23 protein-coding genes are annotated in these 22,938 nt (G+C 74.4%); 9 read left to right on the forward strand and 14 right to left on the reverse strand.

Annotation, left to right across the window (positions count from 1 at the left end):
* Positions 1 to 201: LUD domain-containing protein (locus tag AC3ERT_RS29550; RefSeq protein WP_435177823.1), on the forward strand; the 201-nt coding region annotated here is incomplete at its 5' end.
* Positions 202 to 231: 30 nt separating this feature from the next.
* Here the strand turns inward: AC3ERT_RS29550 and AC3ERT_RS29555 are convergent.
* Together AC3ERT_RS29555 and AC3ERT_RS29560 are read right to left on the reverse strand one after the other, a co-directional pair.
* Positions 232 to 624, reverse strand: coding sequence for a DoxX family protein (locus AC3ERT_RS29555; protein ID WP_335976296.1), 393 nt, complete (start codon positions 622 to 624; stop codon positions 232 to 234).
* Positions 625 to 725: 101 nt separating this feature from the next.
* Complete coding sequence (locus AC3ERT_RS29560; protein ID WP_435177826.1) at positions 726 to 2,630, reverse strand: ABC transporter ATP-binding protein; 1,905 nt, start codon at positions 2,628 to 2,630, stop codon at positions 726 to 728.
* 140 nt (positions 2,631 to 2,770) lie between these two features.
* Between AC3ERT_RS29560 and AC3ERT_RS29565 the strand changes: the two genes are divergently transcribed.
* The gene (locus AC3ERT_RS29565; RefSeq protein ID WP_435177828.1) at positions 2,771 to 3,355 is read left to right on the forward strand and encodes a MarR family winged helix-turn-helix transcriptional regulator; all 585 of its coding nucleotides are present in this window, start codon (positions 2,771 to 2,773) and stop codon (positions 3,353 to 3,355) included.
* Positions 3,356 to 3,521: 166 nt separating this feature from the next.
* On the opposite strand, the gene mscL is transcribed toward AC3ERT_RS29565, so the two are convergent.
* Positions 3,522 to 3,986: a large conductance mechanosensitive channel protein MscL gene (gene mscL, locus AC3ERT_RS29570; RefSeq protein ID WP_335976300.1), complete on the reverse strand. Its 465-nt coding sequence runs from the start codon at positions 3,984 to 3,986 to the stop codon at positions 3,522 to 3,524.
* Positions 3,987 to 4,294: 308 nt separating this feature from the next.
* On the opposite strand from mscL, the gene AC3ERT_RS29575 reads away from it, so the two are divergent.
* Both AC3ERT_RS29575 and AC3ERT_RS29580 read left to right on the forward strand, forming a co-directional pair.
* Entirely contained in the window at positions 4,295 to 6,229 is a 1,935-nt protein-coding gene (locus AC3ERT_RS29575) for an ABC transporter transmembrane domain-containing protein (protein WP_435177830.1), read from the forward strand.
* A complete protein-coding gene (locus AC3ERT_RS29580; protein ID WP_435177832.1) occupies positions 6,226 to 8,010 on the forward strand; it encodes an ABC transporter ATP-binding protein in 1,785 nt (594 codons plus the stop codon). The genes AC3ERT_RS29575 and AC3ERT_RS29580 overlap by 4 nt, the downstream gene beginning before the upstream one ends.
* A gap of 32 nt (positions 8,011 to 8,042) precedes the next feature.
* Here the strand turns inward: AC3ERT_RS29580 and AC3ERT_RS29585 are convergent, their stop codons facing one another.
* Complete coding sequence (locus tag AC3ERT_RS29585) at positions 8,043 to 9,014, reverse strand: NADP-dependent oxidoreductase (protein WP_435177834.1); 972 nt, start codon at positions 9,012 to 9,014, stop codon at positions 8,043 to 8,045.
* Positions 9,015 to 9,160: 146 nt separating this feature from the next.
* Between AC3ERT_RS29585 and AC3ERT_RS29590 the strand changes: the two genes are divergently transcribed.
* Entirely contained in the window at positions 9,161 to 10,132 is a 972-nt protein-coding gene (locus AC3ERT_RS29590) for a LysR family transcriptional regulator (RefSeq protein ID WP_435177836.1), read from the forward strand.
* Here AC3ERT_RS29590 and AC3ERT_RS29595 read toward each other — a convergent pair.
* Positions 10,047 to 10,781 carry a hypothetical protein gene (locus tag AC3ERT_RS29595; protein WP_435177838.1) on the reverse strand — a complete coding sequence of 245 codons (735 nt, stop codon included), beginning with the start codon at positions 10,779 to 10,781 and terminating at the stop codon, positions 10,047 to 10,049. The genes AC3ERT_RS29590 and AC3ERT_RS29595 overlap by 86 nt on opposite strands.
* 160 nt (positions 10,782 to 10,941) lie before the next feature.
* Here AC3ERT_RS29595 and AC3ERT_RS29600 point away from each other — a divergent pair, with 160 nt between their 5' ends.
* The gene (locus AC3ERT_RS29600) at positions 10,942 to 12,204 is read left to right on the forward strand and encodes an MFS transporter (protein WP_435177840.1); all 1,263 of its coding nucleotides are present in this window, start codon (positions 10,942 to 10,944) and stop codon (positions 12,202 to 12,204) included.
* Positions 12,205 to 12,208: 4 nt separating this feature from the next.
* Here AC3ERT_RS29600 and AC3ERT_RS29605 read toward each other — a convergent pair whose 3' ends face one another.
* Complete coding sequence (locus tag AC3ERT_RS29605) at positions 12,209 to 13,003, reverse strand: metal-dependent hydrolase (protein ID WP_335976314.1); 795 nt, start codon at positions 13,001 to 13,003, stop codon at positions 12,209 to 12,211.
* 133 nt (positions 13,004 to 13,136) lie between these two features.
* Here AC3ERT_RS29605 and AC3ERT_RS29610 point away from each other — a divergent pair, with 133 nt between their 5' ends.
* Complete coding sequence (locus tag AC3ERT_RS29610) at positions 13,137 to 15,650, forward strand: DEAD/DEAH box helicase (RefSeq protein WP_435177842.1); 2,514 nt, start codon at positions 13,137 to 13,139, stop codon at positions 15,648 to 15,650.
* Here the strand turns inward: AC3ERT_RS29610 and AC3ERT_RS29615 are convergent.
* From AC3ERT_RS29615 to AC3ERT_RS29625, 3 genes are all read right to left on the reverse strand, one after another.
* Positions 15,557 to 16,843: a DUF6397 family protein gene (locus AC3ERT_RS29615; RefSeq protein ID WP_435177844.1), complete on the reverse strand. Its 1,287-nt coding sequence runs from the start codon at positions 16,841 to 16,843 to the stop codon at positions 15,557 to 15,559. The two genes, AC3ERT_RS29610 and AC3ERT_RS29615, sit on opposite strands and share 94 nt — an antisense overlap.
* Before the next feature lie 209 nt (positions 16,844 to 17,052).
* Positions 17,053 to 17,457 carry a roadblock/LC7 domain-containing protein gene (locus tag AC3ERT_RS29620; RefSeq protein ID WP_435177846.1) on the reverse strand — a complete coding sequence of 135 codons (405 nt, stop codon included), beginning with the start codon at positions 17,455 to 17,457 and terminating at the stop codon, positions 17,053 to 17,055.
* Positions 17,458 to 17,576: 119 nt separating this feature from the next.
* Complete coding sequence (locus AC3ERT_RS29625) at positions 17,577 to 17,912, reverse strand: YnfA family protein (RefSeq protein ID WP_335976323.1); 336 nt, start codon at positions 17,910 to 17,912, stop codon at positions 17,577 to 17,579.
* A 13-nt stretch (positions 17,913 to 17,925) separates the two neighbouring features.
* On the opposite strand from AC3ERT_RS29625, the gene AC3ERT_RS29630 reads away from it, so the two are divergent.
* The gene (locus AC3ERT_RS29630; protein WP_435177848.1) at positions 17,926 to 18,534 is read left to right on the forward strand and encodes a class I SAM-dependent methyltransferase; all 609 of its coding nucleotides are present in this window, start codon (positions 17,926 to 17,928) and stop codon (positions 18,532 to 18,534) included.
* Here the strand turns inward: AC3ERT_RS29630 and AC3ERT_RS29635 are convergent.
* A complete protein-coding gene (locus AC3ERT_RS29635) occupies positions 18,521 to 18,928 on the reverse strand; it encodes a hypothetical protein (protein ID WP_435136498.1) in 408 nt (135 codons plus the stop codon). The genes AC3ERT_RS29630 and AC3ERT_RS29635 overlap by 14 nt on opposite strands.
* Before the next feature lie 208 nt (positions 18,929 to 19,136).
* Here AC3ERT_RS29635 and AC3ERT_RS29640 point away from each other — a divergent pair, with 208 nt between their 5' ends.
* The gene (locus tag AC3ERT_RS29640) at positions 19,137 to 19,982 is read left to right on the forward strand and encodes a hypothetical protein (protein ID WP_335976334.1); all 846 of its coding nucleotides are present in this window, start codon (positions 19,137 to 19,139) and stop codon (positions 19,980 to 19,982) included.
* Here AC3ERT_RS29640 and AC3ERT_RS29645 read toward each other — a convergent pair.
* From AC3ERT_RS29645 to AC3ERT_RS29660, 4 genes are all read right to left on the reverse strand, one after another.
* Positions 19,966 to 21,378 (reverse strand): FAD-dependent oxidoreductase, encoded by a 1,413-nt coding sequence (locus tag AC3ERT_RS29645; RefSeq protein ID WP_435177850.1) that lies wholly within the window; start codon positions 21,376 to 21,378, stop codon positions 19,966 to 19,968. The two genes, AC3ERT_RS29640 and AC3ERT_RS29645, sit on opposite strands and share 17 nt — an antisense overlap.
* Positions 21,375 to 22,049 (reverse strand): riboflavin biosynthesis intermediates N-glycosidase, encoded by a 675-nt coding sequence (gene ybiA / locus AC3ERT_RS29650; protein ID WP_435177852.1) that lies wholly within the window; start codon positions 22,047 to 22,049, stop codon positions 21,375 to 21,377. The genes AC3ERT_RS29645 and ybiA overlap by 4 nt, the downstream gene beginning before the upstream one ends.
* A 7-nt stretch (positions 22,050 to 22,056) precedes the next feature.
* Positions 22,057 to 22,602, reverse strand: coding sequence for an MOSC domain-containing protein (locus AC3ERT_RS29655; RefSeq protein ID WP_435177854.1), 546 nt, complete (start codon positions 22,600 to 22,602; stop codon positions 22,057 to 22,059).
* Between the two features lie 61 nt (positions 22,603 to 22,663).
* Positions 22,664 to 22,846: a hypothetical protein gene (locus AC3ERT_RS29660; protein ID WP_328472075.1), complete on the reverse strand. Its 183-nt coding sequence runs from the start codon at positions 22,844 to 22,846 to the stop codon at positions 22,664 to 22,666.
* Between the last annotated feature and the right edge of the window lie 92 nt (positions 22,847 to 22,938).

Genomic DNA, 22,938 nt, shown 5'->3' on the forward strand with positions numbered 1-22,938 from the left:
CTCGTCCCCGACCACCACATCTGCGTCGTCCACACCCCCCGCCAAATCGTCGCCTCCCTCCCCCAAGCCCTCCCCCGACTCGACCCCACCCGCCCCCTCACCTGGATCTCCGGCCCCTCCGCCACCAGCGACATCGAACTCGACCGCGTCGAAGGCGTCCACGGCCCCCGCACCCTCGACGTCATCCTGGTGTCGGAGTGATCGCAGTGATCCGTGTCAGCGCGATCCGTGTCAGCGCGATCCGGACGCCGCCGAGCGGCTGACCTTCAGCGCCCACATCACCAGCGGCGCCTGGAGCGGGAGCCGGGCGTAGGCGGCGGCCTTGAGCGGGGCGGGGCGGTGCCGCCAGTCGTAGGCCATCTTGACGTTGGCGGGGAAGACCGCGGCGAAGAAGCCGGCGGTGAGCAGGCCGCCGGTGCGGCGGGTGGCCGGCAGGGCGACGGCGGCGGCGAGCGCGAGTTCGGCGGCGCCGCTGGCCCGGGTCCAGTCGCGCGGGCGGCCCGGCAGGGCAGTGGGCACGATGCCGTCGAAGGGCGCGGGCACCAGGAAGTGCAGGGCGCCGGCGGTGGCCAGCAGCCCCGCGAGCAGCGGGGCCGGGCGCAGGGATGCGGGGCGTACGGACACGGGGCGGCCTCCTCCGACTGGCGGGCGGCTCCCGCCGGAGGCCCACCTTACCCGTGAGTAAGGTGGCGCCGGCAAGCCCCGTACGGCCCCCGCGCCGGCGCTCAGCGCGGGGTGGCCGCGGGTGCGAGCGCGGTCGCCGGCCCGGTCGCCGCGGTCACGGCGGCTGCCGATGTTCCCTCGGCGGCGGCCTCGGCTGCTGCCGCGTCCGGGTGGTCGGCGCCGCGGCGGCTGAGGGCGGCGTACCGGCCGTCGAGGGCGAGGAGTTCGTCGTGGGTGCCGCGTTCCACGACGCGGCCGGCGTCGAGCACGGCGATCTGGTCCGCGTCGCGGATCGTGGAGAGCCGGTGCGCGATGGTGATGGTGGTCCGGCCGGCCGAGAGCGCGTCGATCGCGTCCTGGACGGCGGCCTCGGTGCGGGTGTCCAGCGCGCTGGTGGCCTCGTCGAGGACGAGCACCGGCGGGTCGCGCAGGATGGTGCGGGCGATGGCCAGGCGCTGCTTCTCGCCGCCGGAGAAGCGGTAGCCGCGTTCGCCGACGAGGGTGTCGTACCCGTCGGGCAGGCCGGCGATGTGGTCGTGGATCTGCGCGGCGCGGGCGGCCGCCTCGATCTCGGCGTCGGTCGCGTCGGGCTTGGCGAAGCGCAGGTTCTCCGCGACGGAGGCGTGGAAGAGGTAGGTCTCCTGGGAGACCACGCCGACCGCGGCGGCCAGGGTGTCGAAGCTGAGGTCGCGCACGTCGGTGCCGTCGATGGTGACCCGGCCGCCGGTCACGTCGTACAGGCGGGGCACCAGGTAGCTGAGGGTGCTCTTGCCGGAGCCGGTCGCGCCGACCACGGCGAGGCTGCCGCCGGCGGGGATGGCGAGGTCGATGCCGCGCAGGGTGGGTTCGGCGCGGCCGCCGTCCGCGGCCTCGTAGGCGAAGTCGACGTCCTCGAAGCGGATGTCGCCGCGGACCCGCTCGATGCGGACCGGGTCGGGCCGCTCGGTGATGTCCACGGGCAGGTCGAGGTACTCGAAGATCCGCTGGAAGAGCGCGAGCGAGGTCTGCACCTCCACGCCGGTGGCCAGCAGCGAGACCGTCGGGCGGAACATGCCCTGCTGGAGGGAGACGAACGCGACCAGGGTGCCGATGGAGATCGAGGAGCCGGGGCCGCCGCCTCCGGTGAGGCCGGCCGCCCAGTACAGCAGCGCGGGCATCGCGGACATCACGATGCCGATCACGGCCATCCGCCAGCGGCCCTGCATGTTCGACCGCACCTCGAGGTCGACCAGGCGCTCGGACTCGGTGGAGAAGTCGCGGGTGAGCGAGTCGGTGCGGCCCATGGTGCGGCCGAGCAGGATGCCGCTGACCGACAGCGACTCGGTGACGATGGCGGACATCGTGGCCATCTGCTTCTGCCGCTTGGTGGCGATCTTCTTGCGCTCGCGGCCGACCTTGCGGGAGATCCAGACGAAGACCGGCAGCAGGAGCAGCGAGACGATCGTCAGCCGCCAGTCCAGGGCGACCATCGCCACCACCGCGGCGACCACCGAGGTGAGGTTGGAGACCAGCGAGGTCGCGGTGGACGTGACGGTGGCCTGCATGCCGCCGATGTCGTTGGCGATCCGGGACTGCACCTCGCCGGTGCGGGTGCGGGTGAAGAAGGCGAGCGACATCCGCTGGAGCCGCTCGTAGACGGCGGTGCGCAGGTCGTGCATGACGCGCTGGCCGACCGTGGTGGAGATCAGGGTCTGGAGCACGCCGAAGACGCCGTTGGCGACGGCGGTGGCGATCATGCCCAGCGCGAGCAGGGCGAGCAGTCCGCTGCGGCCCTGCGGGATGGCCGTGTCGAGGATCGCGCGCAGCAGGAACGGCGACGCGACCGAGACCAGGGACGACAGGGCGACCAGCAGCCCCACGACGACGAGCCGGGCGCGGTAGGGGCGGAACAGGCGCAGGATGCGGCGGACGTCGACGTCCGCGCGGGTGACGGGCTTGCCTTTCGGTGGTGTCCATCGGTCGGACACGGTGTTCTGGGGACGCAAAGGGCTCCTCCGGATCGGGGTGCGCGTCCGGGGCGTCGGGTGGCCCGGGACGCGTGGACAAAGGGAGTGTAGGTCATTGTTACCTATACTCACAATGAGGTTCATCCTGATAGCCTGAGGCCATGGATTCCCCCACCACCGCGGCCACCGAGGAGAGCCGGTCCCGCCCGGCGCCTGGCGGCGCCGAGGAGACCACCGGACGCCTCGCCGACCAGCTGCTGACGCTGAGCCGGTGGCTGCACCGCGCGCAGCGGCGGCTGATGGAGCCGCTGGGCATCACTCCGGCGCAGTCCCGGCTGCTGCGCGCGCTCGCGCACTGCGAGGCGCCGCCGCGGATGGCCGACCTCGCACAGCAGCTCGACGTGGTGCCGCGCGCGGTGACCACGCTCGTGGACGCGCTGGAGGAGCGGGAGATGGTGCGGCGGGTGCCCGACCCGCACAACCGGCGGGTGATCAGGATCGAGCTGCGTGACGAGGGCGCGCGGGCGCTGTCCGAGCTGCGGGCGGTGCGCCGGGCCGCGGCCGCCGAACTGCTGGCACCGCTGGACGAGGAGAAGCGGGCGGCGCTGTCGGCGCTGCTGGACACGCTCGGGGAGGGGCAGCCGCAGGGGCGCGGGGCGCACGGGGCGCATGGAGCGCACGGGGGCCACGGCAGGCCCGGCGGCGGGCCGAAGGGGCGCGCGAAGGGCGGCGGGCCGCGGGAGTAGCGCGGCCGCGCGGGGGGACGAGGGCGCCGACGGGGGTAGGGCGGAAAAGGCTGCGGCGCGCCACTCGTCCGTGCGGCGCGCCGTTCACCCGGAGCCGGGGAGGACCGGGGAGGACCGGGGCGGGGACCCCGGGCCTCGTGGACCCCTCCTTCTCCTGCGAGAACTTCTACTTCGAGATGTCGACCGCTCCGTCGCTCGCGGCCTCGCTCTCGCCGCCCTGGGCGGGCACGGACGGGGCGAGCACCGCGGTGCAGGCGCTGCAGCGCTTGGCGGCGACGGGGATCGCGGTCAGGCACTCCGGGCACTCGCGCATCGGCGCGGCCGCGGCCTTCGGGAAGAACTTCTCCTGCATGCGGTTCATCGGCAGCACGACCAGGAAGTAGATCACCGCCGCCACGATGACGAAGCTGATCAGCGCGTTGATGAACACGCCGTACGGGAAGGTGACGCCCTCCGCGTGGAAGCTGCGGTGGCTGAAATCACCGGTGGCACCGCTGACCAGGCCGACGATCGGCGTCAGGAACGCTCCGACGAAACCGTTCACCAGCGCGGTGAAAGCGGCACCGACGACGATACCGACCGCCAGGTCGACGACGTTGCCGCGCAGCAGAAATGCCCGAAAGCCCTTCATGTGGGGGGTCTCCTCAGTAACCAAGATGTGGAGCCACACAGTGTGCCGTTTCCAGCCATCGCACCGCAAAGTCGGTGTGGTGGAGGTCACCCACACGAGTGATCTTGTTCCGTGAAATCCATTTGACCCGGCGGCCGGTGCGCAGGGAGTCTTACACGGTCCACGGCGGCTTCCGGCCCGATCGCGGGGGATCGCGGGGGATCGCCCGGAATGCGGCGAGGGGGCCGTGGGACGTCCGCTCCGCCCCGGGCCCAGCCGGGTCCGGGCGCTGACCCCTGCCCGCAGCCACGCACCCACCTCAGGACATCATGCCGTCCCTCACCGCCCTCCCCTTCGCCGATCCCGGCCGTCCCGACACCCGTTCCGGCCGCCGGCTGCTGATCTGGCTGGAGTTGGGCCAGTGGCGCGGCCAGGTGGCCGCCGCCGCGTGGGGCCTGCTGCGCATGGGGCCGCTGGCCTGCTTCCCGGCCGTGGTCGGCGTGGCCGTGCAGGCGGTGGTGGACCGCTCGGGCACCCGGCTGGTGCTGGCCGGTGTCGCGGTGCTCGTCCTCGGCATGCTCACCGCGCTCGGCGACACGATGCTGCACCGCACCGCGGTCACCAACTGGATCAGCGCCTCCACCAAGGTGCAGCAGCTCCTGGCGGCCAAGGCGGTCGAGTTGGGCGCGGTCCTGACCCGCCGGGTCGCGGCGGGCGAGGTGGTGGCGGTCAGCACCGGCGACGTCGAGAAGATCGGCTGGTTCGTCGAGGCGCTGGCCCGCTTCACCTCGGCGCTGCTGGCGACCGTCGGCGTGGCCGTGGCGCTGGTGGTCTACGAGCCGAAGCTCGGGGTCGTGGTCGCCGCGTGCGTGCCGGTGCTGGCGCTGTCGGTGCTGCCGCTGCTGCCCGCGGCCACCCGCCGGGCCGACCTCCAGCGGGAGAAGGGCGGCCGGGCGACGGAGCTGGCCGCCGACACCGTGGCGGGGCTGCGGGTGCTGCGCGGGATCGGCGGCGAGGAGCTGTTCCTGGAGCGCTACCGCCGTACGTCGCAGGAGGTGCGGCGGGCCGCGGTGCACAGCGCCCGGATGTGGGCCACCATCGCGGCCGTCCAGGTCGCGCTGCCGGGGCTGCTGCTGGTCGGTGTCGCCTGGTACGGGGCGCGGCTCGCGCTGGACGGGCAGATCTCGGTCGGCCAGCTGGTCACGGTCTACGGCTCGGTGTCCTTCCTGCTGTTCCCGCTCCAGCACTTCGAGGAGATCGCCATGGCGTGGTCGTTCTCGCGGCCGTCGGCGAAGCGGGCCGCGCGGGTGCTGGCGCTGCGGCGTACCGACGTGGCGGGCATGGCAGGCACGGCGGGGGCGGGCGGGGCCGGTGCCGGGCAGGCCCTGGACGAGGCCGCGCTCGCGGGCGACCTGTACGACCCGGCGACCGGGCTGCTCGCCCCCGCCGGGCTGCTCACGGCCGTGGTGTGCGGGGACCCGGACGCCGCCGGGCGGCTCGCCGACCGGCTGGGCGGGCACAGCCCCGCCGCCGTCGAGGGCGACCCGTCGGTGCTGCTGGGCGGGCGGGCGCTGGACGCCGTACCGCTCGCGGCGGCCCGCTCGGCAGTGCTCGTCCACGACAAGGACCCGGTGCTGCTGTCGGGCACGCTGGCCGAACTGCTCGACGTGCCCGCCTCGGGCCGGGTGGCCGCGCAGGCGGCGCTGGCCGCCGCGCAGTGCGGCGACGTCCTCGACGCGCTGGTGCGGTCGCTGGCCGGCGCCGACGCGGCGTCCGGGGACGCGATGCGGGCGCGGATCATCGAGCGCGGCCGGTCGCTGTCCGGCGGGCAGCGGCAGCGGCTCGCGCTGGCCCGCTCGCTGATGGCCGACCCCGGGGTGCTGGTGCTCGACGAGCCGACGTCGGCGGTCGACGCGCACACCGAGGCGCGGATCGCGCACGGACTGCGGGAGATCCGGGCCGGGCGCACCACCGTGGTCCTCACCTCCAGCCCGCTGGTCCTGGACCGCGCCGACCGGGTGGTGTTCGTCCACGACGGCACCGCGCTGGCCACCGGCGGCCACCACGAACTGCTGCGGACGACGCCGCTGTACCGGTCCGTGGTGACCCGCGAGGAGGACGACGCGGTGGTGAACGGGACCGCGGTGAACGGGACCGCGGCGAACGGAGCGGCGATGGACGGGGCGGTGGCGGACGAAGCGGTGGCGGCGGCCGAGGCGGCCGGTGCCCGTGGCGACATGTCGACGAAGGACGACCTCGCATGATCGGCGTACGACCGCCGGAGCACGACCCCTCGGCGCCGGTCGCGAACAACGCCACGCTGCCGGTCGGCTCGTCCGCCACGGTGCGCGGCTACGTCCGGGAGCTGGTCGGGCGGCACCGCGGCAAGTTCGCGCTGCTGCTCGGCGTCAACACCGTCGCGGTCGTGGCGTCGATGGTCGGCCCGTTCCTGCTGGGCGACCTGGTGCAGGACCTGGCCGACGGCCACCGCGACATCCATCTGACGCGTACCGTCTGCCTGTTCCTGGCCGCGCTGGCGGTGCAGGCGTGGTTCGTGCGGCAGGTGCGGCTGCGGGGGGCGGTGCTGGGCGAGCGCATGCTCGCCGACCTGCGCGAGGACTTCCTGGTGCGTGCGGTCTCGCTGCCCCCGGGCGTGCTGGAGCGGGCCGGCACCGGCGATCTGCTGTCGCGGATCACCACCGACGTCGACCGGCTGTCGGAGGCGATGCGCGAGGCCGTGCCGCAGCTGGCCGTCGCGGTGGTGTGGGCGCTGCTGCTGCTCGGCGCGCTGGTGGTGACCGCCCCGCCGCTGGCGCTGGCCGTGGTGGTGGCGATGCCGCTGTTGGCCGTCGGCTGCCGCTGGTACTTCCGGCGGGCGCCGCGCGCCTACCGCGCGGAGGTGGCCGGCTACGCGGCGGTGGCCGCCGCGCTCGCCGAGACCGTGGACGCCGGCCGCACCATCGAGGCACACGGCCTGGGCGGGCGGCGCGAGGAGCTGTCCCGGGCCCGGCTGCGGAACTGGATCGACTGGAGCCGGTACACCCTGTGGCTGCGCAGCGTGCTGTTCCCCGCGGTCACGATGACGCACGTGCTGATCCTCACCGCCGTGCTGCTGATCGGCGGCGGCTTCGCGCTGCACGGCTGGCTGGCGGTGGGCGCGCTGACCACCGGCGCGATGTACGCGCAGATGCTGGTCGACCCGATCGGCATGATGCTGCGCTGGTACGACGAGTTGCAGACCGCGCAGGCGTCGCTGGCGCGGCTGGTGGGTGTGCGCGAGGTGGAGGTCGAGGAGGGCGACGGCGCACTGGTGCCGGACGGCCGGACCATGACCGCGGACCAGGTCCGGTTCGGCTACACCGAGGACACCGACGTGCTGCACGGCGTGTCGCTCGACGTGCCGCCCGGCACCCGGCTGGCGCTGGTCGGGCCGTCGGGCGCGGGCAAGTCCACGCTCGGGCGGCTGCTGGCCGGGCTCTACGCGCCGCGGACCGGCGAGGTCACCCTCGGCGGTGCCGCGCTGGCCCGGATGCCCGCCGAGCGGGTCCGGGAGCACGTCGCGCTGGTCAACCAGGAGCACCACGTCTTCGTCGGCAGCCTGCGCGACAACCTGCGGCTGGCCCGCCCGGCGGCTGGCGACGGCGAGCTGTGGGACGCGCTGGCCGCCGTGGACGCGCGAGGGTGGGCGGCCGCGCTGGCGGACGGGCTGGACACCGAGGTCGGCTCCGGCGGCGCCGCCCTGACCCCGGCGCAGGCGCAGCAACTCGCGCTGGCCCGGCTGGTGTTGGCCGACCCGCACACCCTGGTGCTCGACGAGGCGACCTCCCTGCTCGACCCGCGGGCCGCCCGGCACCTGGAACGCTCGCTGTCCCGGGTGCTGGACGGCCGTACCGTGGTGGCCATCGCGCACCGCCTGCACACCGCGCACGACGCGGACGTGATCGCGGTGGTCGAGGACGGCCGGATCAGCGAGCTGGGCAGCCACCACCAACTGGTGGCGGCGGAGGGGGCGTACGCGGCGCTGTGGCGGTCCTGGCACGGGTGAGGCGGCCCGGGGGCCTGCCGCGGGCGGCGCGTTCAGCCCACCCGGACGACGACCTTGCCGCGCAGGCCGCCGGTGAAGGGGACGGCGCCGGTGAGGGCCCGCGGGGTGTCCTCCAGCGGGACCTCGGCGCCGATGACGGGCCGCAGGGTGCCTGCGGCGGCCAGCTGTGCGACCTGGGCGAGGAGTTCGGGCTTGCGGTCGAGGCGGTAGTTCGCGGCGCGGATGCGCTGGTCGGCCTGTGCGCGTTCGTCCAGCCCGAAGGCGATCGAGATCAGGGCGCCGCCGTCCCGTACGGCGCCGGCCGCGCTGCCGGCCAGGGCGCGGTCGCCGACGGCGTCCAGGACCGCGTCCACCCCGTCGGGCGCGAGGTCGCGCAGCGCCTGGTCGAGCGGCTGTCCACCACCGGCCAGCACCGTGTCGGCGCCCAGTTCCCGCAGCCGGTCGGCACGCCCGCCCGAGGCGGTGGAGGCGGTGGCGACGACGCGGAGGCCGCGGGCCGCGGCTGCCTGCACCGCGAACGTCCCCACGCCTCCGGTGGCGCCGATGACGACCAGGGTGCCCCCCGCGGGCAGCTGTGCCTGCTCGATGACGCCGAGCGCGGTCATGGCGGCGGTCGGCAGCGCGGCCGCCAGGTGGCTGGGCAGTTCGTCGGGTACGGCGGCGAGCGCGCCGAGCGCGGGTGCCTCCTGGACGACGCAGACATCCGCGAAGGTGCCGAACTGGAAGGGGCTGCTCCAGAACTGCCCGAAGACGCGCTCCCCGACCCGGAAGCCGGTGACGCCCGCGCCGACCGCGGTGACCGTGCCCGCGCCGTCCATGCCGAGCGTGAGCGGGAAGCGGTAGGCGCCGGCCTCCGCGAGTGCCCCCGAGGCGATCGCCAGGTCCAGCGGGTTGGTGGCCGCGGCCTCGACGGCGACCCGCAACTGGCCGGGGCCGGGCTCGGGTTCGGGCACCTTCCTGAGTTCCGGGGTGTCGCCGAAGCGCTCGATGCCGACTGCGCGCATGGGTCCTGCTCCGTTCCGCCGAGGGACGTACGCCCTGCGGCGCTCCCCAGTCTGCGGACGCGGCGGCCGCGGCAGAACGACCAGCTCGGCACCGACTATGACCCGGCAGGCAACAATCATCCGACCGGGCGGGTCATAATGGGGCCATGCCCGTGGAGTCCCGACCCTTGCGGTACTTCGTCGCCGTGGCGGAGGAACGCAACTTCACCCGCGCCGCCGAGCGGCTCGGCATCGCCGCCCCCGCGCTGTCACGGGCGATCCGGAGCCTGGAGGCCGACCTCGGGGTGCGGCTGTTCGAACGCACGACCCGGGTGGTGGCCCTAACCGAGCCCGGCGAGGTGCTGCTCAGCCAGGTACGGCCCGCCCTCGAAGCGCTCGACGCGGCCGCCCGGCGCGCCGTGCGCGCCGGGACCGCGGACCGCCGGCTGCTGCTCGCCGTCAAGGCCGACGCCGACGGCGGGCTGCTGGAACACCTCCTCGCCGCGGTCGCCGAGGAGCCCGGTGCCGAACCGGTCGCCGTACGGCTGTGCGGCTGGCGCGAGCGCACCCGGCTGCTGCGGACCGGCGAGGCCGACGCCGCCCTGATGTTCGAGCCGTACGACTCCAGCGGCATCGACGCGGATGTCGTGGCGCGCGAACCCCGTGTGGCCGCGCTGCCCGCGGGTCATCCGCTCGCCGGTGCCGCCGCCGTGCGCCTGGCCGACCTCGGCATCGGCCCCGACCAGGTCGACGACCGGGCCGAACGCGATATCGCCGCGCAGGGCGTCCACGACCTCGCGCAGCTCCTCGCCCTTGTCGGCCTCGGTGCCACGACGACCGTGCTGCCCCGGTCGGTCGCCGCGCGCTACCCGCGGCAGGCTGTCTCCTACGTGCCCCTCGCGGACTGCCCGCCCGCCACTTTGGTCATCGCCTGGCCGGAGCACTCCCGCAGCCGCGGGGTGGCCGCGCTGGTGCGGGCGGCGGCCTCCGCCGCGGCCGCCCTCGGGATGGGCGAGCCCGGCCCCGACTCCGCGCCCGCCCGCACGCCCGCCCCTACGTCCGCGGCCCGGCCGCGGCCGCCAGCCGCCGCAGCGTCCACCCGCGCCCCTGCGGGTCGAGCGGCCGGGTCGCCGCGGTGAAGACCTCCGCGGCGCGGCGGTAGGACAGCCGCCCCCGCCCGGTCACGAAGAGCGGCCCGTCCAGCCGGCCCAGGGTGAGCAGCGGGAGCAGTGCAGCCGCACCCTCGCCCCAGTGCAGTGCGGCCCGCCCGCGGCTTCGGCGGCCGGCCAGGTCCAGGTCGCCGATGTCGAGGGCGAGGACCCGCTCGATGCTCGCCCCGGACTCATGGAGCAGGTGCCAGAAGGCCTTCTCCCGCAAGGGGACGGGCAGACCGAGGACAGCGCGGACCTGGCCGGCGTCGAGCCGCGGTTCCGGCTGCCGGGCGGCCGACGTCGGCAGGCGGCTCACGGCGGACAGCGGGTCGCCCGTCAACCACCCCTGCTCGCGCCACCAGTTCAGCGCCGCGGCAAGGATCGACAGCTCGCGGTTGGCGGTGCGCGCCCCGACCGCCCCGGCCCGCGCGCGGAACGCCTCCCGCAGCCGCTCTGCGGTCCGCGGGGCGTCGAGCAGGCCGAGCGGCACCGTCGGCGGTGTGGCGCCCCTGCGCCCCTCCCCCACCGGCGGGGCCTTGTCCACCAGCGACCAGGCCCAGGTGGCGAGGGCGATCCGGTAGACCCGCCGGGAGCCCGCCCCCAACTCCGCCGCGGCGACGAACCCCTCCACAGCCACCGCGTACTCCACCGGCCGACTCATATCGCCCCCGTTCAGCCCATCGCAGTAAACGCACTTCAGAATGCTCCAGACAGCAGCATAACTTGACTCGCCTCGACTCAGCTTTTTTCGTCACCCGATCTGGCGTGTCGCCGCACGCGCCCTGCACGCTGCGCCCATGCCTCTCCCCTCCGGTCTCTCCCTGCTGCGCGAACGGGACTTCCGCCGCTTCTTCATCGGCTACGCCACCTCCCTCCTCGGCTCCTCGACCGCTTCCGTCGCGCTCGCCTTCGCGATCCTCACCACCGGCGGCGGGGGCACCGAACTCGGCCTGGTCCTCAGCGCCCGGATCGCGCCGCTCGTCCTGGTGCTCCTGGCCGGCGGCGTCCTCGCGGACCGGCTCGGCAGCCGGCAGGTGATGCTGACCGCCGACACGGTGCGCTGCCTCACCCAAGGCGCCCTCGCCGCGGTGCTCCTCGGCTCCCGGCCACCGCTGTGGGCACTCGTCACCCTCGTCGGCCTCTGGGGCGCGGCCGAGGCGCTGTTCAACCCGGCGCTCAACGCCCTCGTCCCCCACCTCGCCGGCACCGCGTCGCTCTCCGACGCCAACGCCCTGCTCGGCACGGCCGCCTCGGCGACCTCCATCGCCGGGCCCGCGCTCGCCGGGGTGCTGACCGCCGTCAGCGGCCCGTCCAGCGTGATCGCACTGGACTCCGCCAGCTACGCCGTGAGCGTCGCGGCGCTCCTGCTGCTCCCGCGCACGGTCCGGCCCGCCGCCCGCCGCTCGTCCTTCGCCGCCGACCTGCGAAGCGGCTGGTCGGCCTTCCGCTCCCGTATCTGGCTGTGGGTGACGACGGTGCACATGGGCCTGATGAACCTCTTCGTCTGGGCGCCGTTCCTGGTCCTCGGCCCCGTCGTCGCCCAGCAGCGGCTCGGCGGCTCCGCGGCCTGGGGGCTGGTGATGGCCGGCTACGGGGCCGGGGCGGTGGCCGGCGGCCTCGCCCTGCTCGGCCGCCGCCCGCGCCGCCCCCTGCTCGTGGGGACGGCCGCCTCGCTGGGCTGGTCGCTGCCACCGGCCACCCTCGCCGCCGGACTGCCCCTCGGCTGGGTCTGCGCCGCGGCCTTCCTGGGCGGCGTGGGCTCGGCGTTCTGCACCACGCTCTACCTGGCCGGGGTGCAGGGCGGTGTGCCGCCGGAGGTCCTCGCCCGGGTGAGCGCCTACGGCTCGTTCGGGGCCTACGTCCTCGGCCCGATCGGCCTGGCCGCGGCCGGCCCGGCCGCCGCGCTCCTCGGCTCCGCGCGGGTGCTGGGCTTCGGGCCGGTGTGGCAGGTCGCGGCGGTGGCCGCGGTGCTCGCTGTGCCCGCGGTGCGCGGCGCCCGGCCGCGGCAGCCGGCGCGGGCGGGACGCGGCCGCCCGGCCGAGCGGGCGAAGGAGGGCTGAGCCGTCAGCCGACGAACCCCAGGGCGCCGACGGCGCAGACGCCGCCCGCGACGAAGAACACCGGCGTGAGGATCTTCAGCTCCACCCAGCTCCCGGCACGGAACCGCATGAACTTCGGCGGGCCCAGCGGGTGCCAGCGGCGGCGGCCGATCGGTATCGGCCACAGGATCGGGCACCCGGAGACCGTGATGGCATCACCGACGCAGTGCACCAGGGCGCCGAGCACGATCGGCATACCGATCCACATGTAGTGCTGGCCCGGCTGGGTGAACAGCCATGCCTTGCCCTGGCCCGGATCGTCCAGCACGTCCGCGAGCATCCAGGCGCTGGTCGCACCGAGCAGCCACACCAGGATGTGGCTGGAGGTGCGGGCCTGCCGCCACAGCAGGCCGTCCACGGCGAGCACCATGTGCACGAAGAGGATCGCCAGCACCGCCCACCGGCCGCCGTAGACGGCCAGTGCCGAGAAGCCGACCCCGAGGATCGCCGCCCACAGCCAGGTGTGGGTCAACGTGCGGTGGCCGCCGGCCCGTCGGGGGTCGCCGCTCTTCCGGGTCGTCCGGTAGGCGAGGTGGGACAGCGCGTCGATGACTTTGCAGGCCACATGGGACAGCGGGCCGAAGGCGCGGGAGATCGTCGCTGCCTGGTGGTCCAGGTCCGGCGCGAGCGCCGCACCGGCACAGATCAGCGCACCGACCACGACGGTCGGCCACGGCATCGGATCGCCGAGGCCGGCCGAGATGGCGCCGACCGCCAACCAGGCCGCCGCTCCCGACAGCGAGTGTGCTGGTCCCATCATGGTGCTGCGGTACCCCCGATTCGGCCGCCCGCGGGCGGAGTTGACGTGTGGTCGACGCCACACACTACCGGTGGTGATCATCGCTCTCACCGCCGGTTCCGCCCTCGGCCGCTCGGACGGGCAAGATGGAGGGGTGACCCTTATCGATCAGCTCCCTTCCGACGCCGACCCCGATGCCCTCTTCGAAGCGTTCTCGACGTGGGCCGAGGGGCAGGGCATCACGCTCTACCCGGCCCAGGAGGAGGCGCTGATCGAGGTGGTCTCGGGCGCGAACGTGATCCTGTCCACCCCCACCGGTTCCGGGAAGAGCCTGGTGGCGGCCGGTGCCCACTTCGCCGCGCTCGCCCGCGACGAGGTCACCTTCTACACCGCGCCGATCAAGGCGCTGGTCTCGGAGAAGTTCTTCGACCTGTGCAAGATGTTCGGCACCGAGAACGTCGGCATGCTCACCGGCGACGCCTCGGTCAACCCGGACGCGCCGGTGATCTGCTGCACCGCGGAGGTGCTGGCCTCGATCGCGTTGCGCGACGGCCGGAACGCCGACGTGGGCCAGGTCGTCATGGACGAGTTCCACTTCTACGCCGAGCCGGACCGCGGCTGGGCCTGGCAGATCCCGCTGCTGGAACTGCCGCAGGCGCAGTTCGTGCTGATGTCGGCGACGCTCGGCGACGTGTCGCGGTTCGAGGAGGACCTCACCCGGCGCACGGGGCGGCCCACCGCGGTGGTCCGCTCCGCGACCCGGCCGGTGCCGCTCAGCTACGAATACCGCACCACCCCGCTGACCGAGACCCTCACCGAACTGCTGGAGACCCGTCAGTCGCCGGTGTACATCGTGCACTTCACGCAGGCCGCGGCGGTGGAGCGGGCGCAGGCGCTGATGAGCATCAACATGTGCACGCGGGCGGAGAAGGACGCCATCGCCGACCTGATCGGCAACTTCCGCTTCACCACCGCCTTCGGCCGCAACCTCTCCCGCTACGTGCGGCACGGCATCGGGGTGCACCACGCCGGGATGCTGCCGAAGTACCGCCGGCTGGTGGAGAAGCTGGCGCAGGCCGGGCTGCTGAAGGTGATCTGCGGCACCGACACCCTCGGTGTCGGGGTCAACGTGCCCATCCGCACGGTGCTGTTCACCGCACTGACCAAGTACGACGGGCAGCGGGTGCGGGTGCTGCGGGCCCGGGAGTTCCACCAGATCGCCGGGCGCGCCGGCCGGGCCGGCTTCGACACCGCCGGGTTCGTGGTGGCGCAGGCGCCCGAGTACGTGATCGAGAACGAGAAGGCGCTCGCCAAGGCCGGCGACGACCCGAAGAAGCGCCGCAAGGTGGTGCGCAAGAAGGCGCCCGAGGGCTTCGTCGGCTGGGGGCAGAACACCTTCGAGAAGCTGATCGCGTCCGAGCCGGAGGCGCTGACCTCCCGCTTCCGGGTGACCCACGCGATGCTGCTGTCGGTGATCGCCCGGCCGGGCAACGCGTTCGAGGCGATGCGTCGGCTGCTGGAGGACAACCACGAGGACCGCAGGTCCCAGTTGCGCCACATCCGGCGGGCCATCGCGATCTACCGGTCGCTGCTGGACGGCGGTGTGGTGGAGCGGCTCGACCAGCCCGACGCCGAGGGCCGGATCGTCCGCCTCACCGTGGACCTCCAGCAGGACTTCGCGCTCAACCAGCCGCTGTCCACCTTCGCGCTGGCCTCCTTCGAACTCCTCGACCCCGACTCCCCCTCCTACGCCCTCGACATGGTCTCCGTCGTGGAGTCCACCCTCGACGACCCCCGCCAGATCCTCGCCGCCCAGCAGAACAAGGCGCGCGGCGAGGCGATCGCGGAGATGAAGGCCGACGGGGTCGAGTACGAGGAGCGGATGGAGCGCATCCAGGACGTCTCCTACCCCAAGCCGCTGGAGGAGCTGCTGCTGCACGCCTACGGCGTGTACCGCAAGAGCCACCCGTGGGTCGGCGACCATCCGCTGTCGCCGAAGTCCGTGATCCGCGACATGTACGAGCGGGCCATGACCTTCTCGGAGTTCGTCTCCTACTACGAGCTGGCCAGGACCGAGGGCATCGTGCTGCGCTACCTGGCCGGCGCGTACAAGGCGCTGGACCACACGGTGCCCGACGACCTGAAGTCGGAGGACTTCCAGGACCTGACGGCCTGGCTCGGCGAGCTGGTGCGGCAGGTCGACTCCAGCCTCCTCGACGAGTGGGAGCAGCTGGCCAACCCCGAGGAGGAGAGCGCCGAGGAGGCCGCCGAGCGCGCCGATCAGGTCAAGCCGGTGACCGCCAACGCGCGCGCCTTCCGGGTGCTGGTCCGCAACGCCCTCTTCCGCCGTGTCGAGCTGGCCGCGCTGGAGAAGTACGACCAGCTCGGCGAACTCGACGCCGACTCCGGGTGGGACGCCGACGCCTGGGCCGACGCCATGGACGCCTACTGGGAGGAGTACGACGACCTCGGCACCGGACCGGACGCGCGCGGTCCGAAGCTCCTGCTCATCGAGGAGCAGCCGGAGCACGGCCTGTGGCGGGTCCGCCAGACCTTCGCCGACCCGAACGGCGATCACGGCTGGGGCATTTCGGCCGAGGTGGACCTCGCGGCTTCCGACGAGGAGGGCCGCGCGGTGGTCCGGGTCACCGACGTCGGCGAGCTGTGAGTTCTGCCCCGGTCGGTGCCACACCGGCCGGGGTCCGCGCCCGCGCCCGCTGACCGCTGCCTGCGCCCGAGCAGCCGCAGCAGCCCGCGCAGGCCCGGCGTGGCCGCTGCCGCCTCCGGCTCGGCGGTCTTCGGCCCCGCTGTCTTGGGCCCCGCTGTCTTCGGTCCGGCTGCGGCGACAGGGCGCCCCGGCGCCGGCAGCGCCGGCGGTGGCGTGACGGATGCCGGCGGCACGGACGACGGCACCGGCTGGGACGGGGGCGGCGCCGCCGGCAACGGGGCGAGCCCGGCGACGAGTCCGGCCGCGGCCCCGACGGCCCGCCCCGGCGCGGGGCGCGCGCTCCTGGCCCGACCGAGCGCGTCCGCGAGCGCCACGAGGGCCGGTGCGATCTCGTCCGGGTGGTCGGCCGTGGCGATCGCCTTGATCTGCTCGGGTGTGGCCATGCCGGGCCGGCCGGGCGGCAGGGCCGCGCGCAACTTGCGCAGATGCGCCCGTTCGTAGGGGTCGGGAACCGCGCTGTCGACCAGCTCCGGCCCGAGCAGCGCCGACCAGACCGCCGCCTCGTCCCACGCGTCGGACGCGTCGCGCAGCAGCTGGGTGACACGGCGGGAGCGCCAGCCGCGGGCCCGTTCGTCCCCGCCTTCGGCCACCGCGGCCCGTAGCTCCTCGGGCAGCGGGCCTTTGAGCAGCTCAGGGAACTGCTCGGCGAGCACCGGAAGATCCCGGGCCAGATACATCCACACCAGCGCGCGGTACCTGTTGACATACCAGCGGACCGGACGGATGTGCCCGGCTCTGGCCAGCCGGACGAACCGCTCCCGGCCCACCCCGAGTTCTCTGGCCGCCTCGGCGCTGCCGACCAGCCGGACCCGGTCGAGCAGCGGCAGGGGATGCCCCTCCTCCGCCAGGAGCCGGTCCACCTCCTCCGATTCCACCTTCCAACTGTGCGTCCCGCACACGACCGTGGAGACCTCGCCGATCTGCACGGCGAGCTCGAACTCGTCATAGTCCAGGCCCAGCGCGTCGCGGGCTCGCGCGAGCGTCATCAAGGAGCCGTCCGCCACCGCGGGCGGCCCGTCCACGGCGAGCCGGTCCTGCGCCGGGCGCGCCGCCCGCCGTGCCCTTGCCGCACCCGCCTGTCCCGTCGGCCGCTGCGTCTCGAACCGCTGCTGCCGCTCCTGCGTCACACCCATGTCCATCACCTTCCGCGAAGTTCGATCACTGACAGTGACCAAACTAGCGCGGAACGGAAACCCCCCGCGGAGGGCCTGTGGACAACTCCGAGAACCGCAGGAAACCGCAGTTCAGGACCGGTTCAAGCGCTCCGGCCAGGACAACTCGCCCGGTCGGCGAGGGCGAGCCCGGCGCGCTCGGGCCGGGCCGGGCGGGAGGGCCTGGCCGTTCACGCGTGCGCGGTGCCGGACTGCCGCGGCGCCACGCCGAGATGCTCGCCGACCCGGCGCACCAGCCGCGTCATCTCGTACGCGACCTGGCCGATGTCCGCGTCCATCCCGCTGAGCACGGACAGGCAGCTGCCGTCGCCCGCCGCCGTGACGAAGAGGAAGCCCTCCTCGAACTCGATCATGGTCTGCCGCACCCCGCCGGTGCCGAACTGCCGGCCGGCGCCCTTGGCGAGGCTGTGGAAACCCGATGACACAGCGGCCAGGTGCTCGGCGGTCGGCCGGTCGAGGTCGCCGCTGACCCCCGTGACCAGGCCGTCGTTGGACAGCACGAGCGCGTGCTGCACGTGCGGCACCCGCTTGGTCAGGTCATCGAGCAGCCATGCGAGCCCGTTGCCCACCGTCATCGCCTGCCTCCCGTCTCCGCTGCGCTACGCAGCCTGGTACGCCCGGCGCGCGAGGGCAAGCCCCACCTTCGCGCCGACGGCGTTCGGACGGCCGTTCGCACGCCCGCGGACGGCGGGAATCAGCCACCGCGCGGGGCGTACATGATCACGCCGACGCCGACGAGGCACACCGCCGCACCGATCACGTCGAAGCGGTCCGGCCGGTAGCCGTCGAGGATCATGCCCCACACCAGCGATCCCGCGACGAACACCCCGCCGTAGGCCGCGAGGATGCGTCCGAAGTCGGCGCTCGGCTGGAGGGTCGCGACGAATCCGTAGCAGCCGAGGGAGAGGACACCCGCGGCGATCCAGCCGATTCCGCGGTGCTCGCGCAAGCCCTGCCAGATCAGCCACGCGCCACCGATCTCGAGCACCGCGGCGAGCAGGAACAGGGCGACGGAACGCAGCGTGATCATGCGAACATGATGCATGGCCGGAACAGGGCGCGGACGGGGCGGGGTGCGGGAGTTCTTCGCGGCGCGGGCCGCGGGCTGGGAGGAGCGCTTCCCCGACGACGGCCCGGCGTTCGCGGCCGCGGTCGCCGCCTTGGAGCTGGGTGCGGGCCGGTCGGCGCTCGACGCGGGGTGCGGCACGGCACGGGCGCTGCCGCACCTGCGGGACGCGGTCGGGCCCGGGGGCGTCGTGGTGGGGGTCGACCTGACGCCCGAGATGCTGCGGGAGGCGGCCGCACTGGGCCGCCGGGCCCAGGGCACCCTGGTGGAGGCGGACTGCGCCCGACTGCCGCTGAGATCCGGCGCCTTCGACGCCGTACTCGCCTCGGGCCTGGTGCACCACCTGCCCGACCCGGGTGCCGGTCTGCGCGAACTGGCCCGTGTCACCAGGACCGGCGGCCGCCTGGCGCTCTTCCACCCCTGCGGCCGGGCTGCGCTGGCCGCCCGCCACGGGCACGCGCTGTCGCCCGACGACATCCGCGCGCAGCCGCAGCTCGGACGGCTGCTGGACGAAAGCGGCTGGCAGCTGAGGTGCCTCGACGACTCCGCCGCCCGCTATCTGGCCCTGGCGGTCAGGAAGTCCTGAGCCGGCCGGCGCCCGCACGGCGTGCCCCCGGCCCGGGGCGTAGGTCGCTGTGGGTCGGGTCCTGGCAGGCGAGCGCCTCCGCCACGGGCACACCGGTCGCCGCCGCGTGGGCGAGCCGCTCCCTGACCTCCCGCGGGGTGCGCGGGCGGTAGCCGGGACCGTCCATGCAGCCGATACAGGACGGGTTGAAGCGCAGCCCGGCGGCCAGCACCGCTTCCAGGGCGCGCCAACCGGCCGTGTCCCGCTTGCGCGGCACCGCGAGTTGAATCCCCGCGTCGACGAGCGGCCCGGCGCAGCGCGGGCAGACGTCGCCGCGGTCCACCCGTCCCGTCTGCTTCTTCCATGAGGCGCGGCAGGACACGCAGACGAAGTGGGAGCGCCTGATACCGGACATGCGCGGGATCGTAGAAGGCAACGGCGCCGCCCCGCCAGTGATTTGCGGCAGGCGCGGCGTACCGCGGGCCGCGCGGCTCCTGACCGGCGGGGGCGATGCGGCGCGCGAGCGCACCACCTGCACGGATTCCTCACTCCGCACTACTCGACGCGGAGGTTACCGGCTGGTTAGGGTGCGGCGGACCCGTGTGGCGACAGGGAGGTTGGGGATGGGCGGCAACGCGCAGGACACGCCTGAGGAGGACGCGCTCCTCGTGCTGACGGCGGCGATGCTGACGCCCGGCGGCTTTCCCGGTGTGCTGGGCGACGACTATCCCGCGGCCTGCGCAGGGTTGGGGCTCGAACCGCTGGCCGGCGGCTACGGCCTGGTGTTCGGACAGGACTCCGCCGGGGCCCGCTGGACGGTGGTGACCAGCGATGCCGCGATGGTCGCGTGCGCGCTGGCCGCGTGGGACTGCGGGCTCGCCTACGAACTGGCGCCGGACGAGAGCACCATGGTCGCGTCCCTGCCGGGCTGGCCGCTGCCGGTCGCGGTCTCGGCGCCCGGGGTGCCCGAGCCGCACGACCCTGACGGTGCGCCGGATGCCGGACCGGTTCTCGCGCCGCCCGACACGTCGGTGTGGGGGCCGCCGCAACGGCGGCTGGGGGCCGACGAGATAGCGGTCAGGTGGCTTGAGTGGCGCGACCAGGTCGGCCCGGCCGCCGCAGGACCGCAAGGAGCCCGCGGCGATGACAGCCCGGCGTCCCCGGCGGCGTCCGCCGATCCTAGGGCCGCGCTCGGCGCCATCTCGCACGACGGTGTCCGCCGCGCCCTGGAGAGCGCCGAGGCGTACACCCGCGAGCCGCCTCCGCCCGGCCGGGTCCGGACCGCGTACGGGGCGGTCCGCGCCGACGGTCCGGGCTGGAGCCTGGTGGCCCGGACCGACGACATGGCGTTCGTACTGCTCGACGAGGAGCCCGGCGAGGTCCTGCCGGTGGGCCGCGGCGCCGCACTGCCACCGCTGCTGGAAGCGCTCAGCCGGCTCGCCGCGGCCGAGGTCAGCCCGGCTTCGTGACGTCCCGGGCGGCGGGCGCCGTTCGTACGATGTCGGCGGCCACCGCGTCCGCGGCCTTGCGGGCGGCGACCAGCACGGGGTCCCAGACCGGGGAGAAGGGCGGGGCGTAGCCGAGGTCGAGGTCGACCATCTGCCCGACGGTCATCCCCGCGGTGAGCGCGACCGCGCCGATGTCCACCCGCTTCGCGGCGCCCTCCCGGCCGACCATCTGCATCCCGAGCAGCCGCCCGGTGCCGCGTTCGGCGAGCACCTTCACGGTCATCAAGGCCGCGTGGGGGTAGTACCCGGCGCGGCTGGTGGACTCGATGACCGCGGTGACGAAGTCCAGGCCGGCGGCCCTGGCCTGCGACTCCTTCAGGCCGGTCCGGGCGATCTCCACGTCGCACACCTTGCTGACGGCGGTGCCGACCACGCCGGGGAAGGTGGCGTAGCCGCCGCCGATGTTGGTGCCGATGATCCGGCCGTGCTTGTTGGCGTGGGTGCCCAGGGCGATGTGCTGCCAGGCGCGGGAGACGAGGTTGAGCACTTCGACGCAGTCGCCGCCGGCCCAGATCCGGTCGGTGCCGCGCACCCGCATCGAACGGTCGGTGAGCAACCCGCCGTGTGTGCCGAGCGGGAGTCCGGCGTCGCGGGCGAGGGAGGTGTTCGGCCGGACGCCCAGGCCGAGGACGACGAGGTCGGCGGGGTGTTCCGCGTCGTCGGTGGCGACGGCGCGGGCGCGCCCTTCGGCGTCGGTGAGCACCTCGCGGGCGGCCGCGCCGGAGACCACGGTGACGCCGAGCCCTTCGAGCGCCTCGCGCACCAGGCGTCCCATGTCGGGGTCCAGGGTGGTCATCGGCTGCGGGTTGCGGTCCACGAGGGTGACTTCCAGGCCGTGCCGCAGCATCGCCTCGGCCATCTCGACGCCGATGTAGCCGCCGCCGACCACCACGGCCCGCCGGACGCCGGTACGGTCCAGGCCGCGCAGGACGGCCTCGCCGTCGTCCAGGGTCTGCACCCCGAAGACACCGGGGGCGTCGATGCCGGGGATCGGTGGCCGTACGGGCACCGCGCCGGTGCCGAGCACCAGGTGGTCGTAGCCGGTCCAGCTCTCGTGGCCGTCGGGGTCGCGCACCAGGACGCGGCCGCCCTCGGGGTCGATCCGGGTCACCTCGGTGCCCAGGCGCACGTCGATACCGCGGTCGCGGTGTTCGGCGGCGGTACGGGCGACGAGGGCGTCGGGGCCGCTGGTGTCCCCGGCGATCCAGTAGGGGATGCCGCAGGCGCTGTAGGACACGTGCTGCCCGCGCTCGAAGGCGACGATCTCCAGACCGTCGGCGGGCCTGCGGCGCCGGGCCTGGGAGGCGGCGGACATGCCGGTGGCGTCGCCGCCGACGACGACGAGGCGCTCGGTCATGAGGCGGTGTGCTCCTGGAGTGCGGGGCGGGGTGCGGTGTCCGCTGCGCGTCCTGGTGCCTGGGCGGCGAGCCGGTCCCGCGCCTCCATGAGGGCGAAGCCGAGCAGGTTCAGGCCGCGCCAGGCGTCGGGGCGCTCGGCCCGCTCGTCGTCGGCGGCCAGGCCGATGCCCCAGACCCGGTCCAGCGGGCTGGCCTCCACCAGGACGCGGCGCGCGGTGCCGAGCAGATAGGCGCGCAGGTCGGGGTGCTGGGCGAACTTGTGCACGCTGCCCGCCACGACCAGGCCGAAGCGTTCGTGCTGCCAGACCGCCTCGTCGAAGCCGCGGACCGAGCGGCCCGCGCTCTTCGCCTGCTTGGGGTGGCCGGCGGCCACCGCGCGGCGCTCGGCGTCCTCGTCACCGAACAGCCGGGCCTTGCCCGCCATCATCCAGTGCTCGGCGGTCGCGTAGGTGACGCCGTCGACCGTGAAGGGAGCCGGCCACCACTGGCTGAGGCAGCCCGCGCCGACACTTCCGTCGCGCTGCGGGCGGTGACCCCAGAAGTGCAGGTACTTCACGCGGGTGCCGGCGGCCACCAGGGCGGCGAGGTCTGGAACCGAGCGGACGGCGGCAGCGTCGGCGCCGGGTGTCCCGGCGGAGGACGCGGCGGCTGCGGGGGTGTCTGCCGACATGACGGCTTCAGACCCTTTCCAGTGGGCGGTGCGGCGGGTCAGGCAGTTCGACGGCGATCGCGTCCCCGGGCCGTACGACGCCGCCGACGACCACGACGCTCATGACGCCGCCCTTGCGGACGACCGCGCCCGTCTCGTCCCGCCCGACGACCTCCTTGAGCAGGCCGCTGCGGAAGGCGTCGATCTGCAGGCAGGGGTTGCGCAGGCCGGTCACCTCGACGACCGCGGCCGGGCCGAGGCGCAGCCGGGTGCCGGTGGGCAGGTCGAGCAGGGCCAGACCGCTGGTCGTGATGTTCTCGCCGAGGTCGCCGGGCGCCACGTCGTACCCGGCCGCACGCAGTTCGTCGAAGAGTTCGGCGTGGATCAGGTGGACCTGCCGCAGGTTCGGCTGGCTGGGGTCCCGGGCGACACGGGAGCGGTGCTGGACGGTGGTGCCCAGGTGCGCGTCGCCCTCGACGCCGAGTCCGGCCAGCAGCCGGATGCTGTGCTGGTTGGCCTTGCTGAACCGGTGCTTCGCATCTCGGCTGACTGCCAGGACAGAAGCGCTGAGCATGGGGTGTCCCCTCGATCGGATTCCCTGACCCGACGCTTCACCCTATCGGGGGAGCCCGGGCTCAGCGACCGATTTGCCGCCGGCTCACGCGGCGCAGCCGGCGGCGCTGGGAGGAGTCGAGCGTGAAGTAGGCGACCGCCGGCACGCCGATCACGACCAGGAAGAACACCCACCAGGGAATCCAGGCGAGCAGGATCAGCCCGACCACCACGCCACCGATGGCGACCTTCGTGCGATTCGTCATGGTCCCCGCCTCCGTCTCACGGCGGCCCGCGCCGCGTCCTCACCGTACCTGTCCAGTGGAACGCGCCGCGAGCCGCCGCGGTTCCCGGGGCC

This window comes from Actinacidiphila sp. bgisy145 (assembly GCF_057708125.1).

What these genes read in the sequence shown, in the direction of transcription:
- AC3ERT_RS29625 (WP_335976323.1), bottom strand. Translation starts at nt 17,912, where the DNA reads ATGATCACGCTGCGTTCCGTCGCCCTGTTCCTGCTCGCCGCGGTGCTC.
- AC3ERT_RS29620 (WP_435177846.1), bottom strand. Translation starts at nt 17,457, where the DNA reads ATGACGGTGGGCAACGGGCTCGCATGGCTGCTCGATGACCTGACCAAG.
- AC3ERT_RS29655 (WP_435177854.1), bottom strand. Translation starts at nt 22,602, where the DNA reads ATGCTCAGCGCTTCTGTCCTGGCAGTCAGCCGAGATGCGAAGCACCGG.
- AC3ERT_RS29565 (WP_435177828.1), top strand. Translation starts at nt 2,771, where the DNA reads ATGGATTCCCCCACCACCGCGGCCACCGAGGAGAGCCGGTCCCGCCCG.
- AC3ERT_RS29590 (WP_435177836.1), top strand. Translation starts at nt 9,161, where the DNA reads ATGCCCGTGGAGTCCCGACCCTTGCGGTACTTCGTCGCCGTGGCGGAG.
- AC3ERT_RS29600 (WP_435177840.1), top strand. Translation starts at nt 10,942, where the DNA reads ATGCCTCTCCCCTCCGGTCTCTCCCTGCTGCGCGAACGGGACTTCCGC.
- ybiA (WP_435177852.1), bottom strand. Translation starts at nt 22,049, where the DNA reads ATGTCGGCAGACACCCCCGCAGCCGCCGCGTCCTCCGCCGGGACACCC.
- AC3ERT_RS29605 (WP_335976314.1), bottom strand. Translation starts at nt 13,003, where the DNA reads ATGATGGGACCAGCACACTCGCTGTCGGGAGCGGCGGCCTGGTTGGCG.
- AC3ERT_RS29635 (WP_435136498.1), bottom strand. Translation starts at nt 18,928, where the DNA reads ATGTCCGGTATCAGGCGCTCCCACTTCGTCTGCGTGTCCTGCCGCGCC.
- AC3ERT_RS29645 (WP_435177850.1), bottom strand. Translation starts at nt 21,378, where the DNA reads ATGACCGAGCGCCTCGTCGTCGTCGGCGGCGACGCCACCGGCATGTCC.
- mscL (WP_335976300.1), bottom strand. Translation starts at nt 3,986, where the DNA reads ATGAAGGGCTTTCGGGCATTTCTGCTGCGCGGCAACGTCGTCGACCTG.
- AC3ERT_RS29585 (WP_435177834.1), bottom strand. Translation starts at nt 9,014, where the DNA reads ATGCGCGCAGTCGGCATCGAGCGCTTCGGCGACACCCCGGAACTCAGG.
- AC3ERT_RS29580 (WP_435177832.1), top strand. Translation starts at nt 6,226, where the DNA reads ATGATCGGCGTACGACCGCCGGAGCACGACCCCTCGGCGCCGGTCGCG.
- AC3ERT_RS29630 (WP_435177848.1), top strand. Translation starts at nt 17,926, where the DNA reads ATGGCCGGAACAGGGCGCGGACGGGGCGGGGTGCGGGAGTTCTTCGCG.
- AC3ERT_RS29575 (WP_435177830.1), top strand. Translation starts at nt 4,295, where the DNA reads ATGCCGTCCCTCACCGCCCTCCCCTTCGCCGATCCCGGCCGTCCCGAC.
- AC3ERT_RS29660 (WP_328472075.1), bottom strand. Translation starts at nt 22,846, where the DNA reads ATGACGAATCGCACGAAGGTCGCCATCGGTGGCGTGGTGGTCGGGCTG.
- AC3ERT_RS29640 (WP_335976334.1), top strand. Translation starts at nt 19,137, where the DNA reads ATGGGCGGCAACGCGCAGGACACGCCTGAGGAGGACGCGCTCCTCGTG.
- AC3ERT_RS29615 (WP_435177844.1), bottom strand. Translation starts at nt 16,843, where the DNA reads ATGGGTGTGACGCAGGAGCGGCAGCAGCGGTTCGAGACGCAGCGGCCG.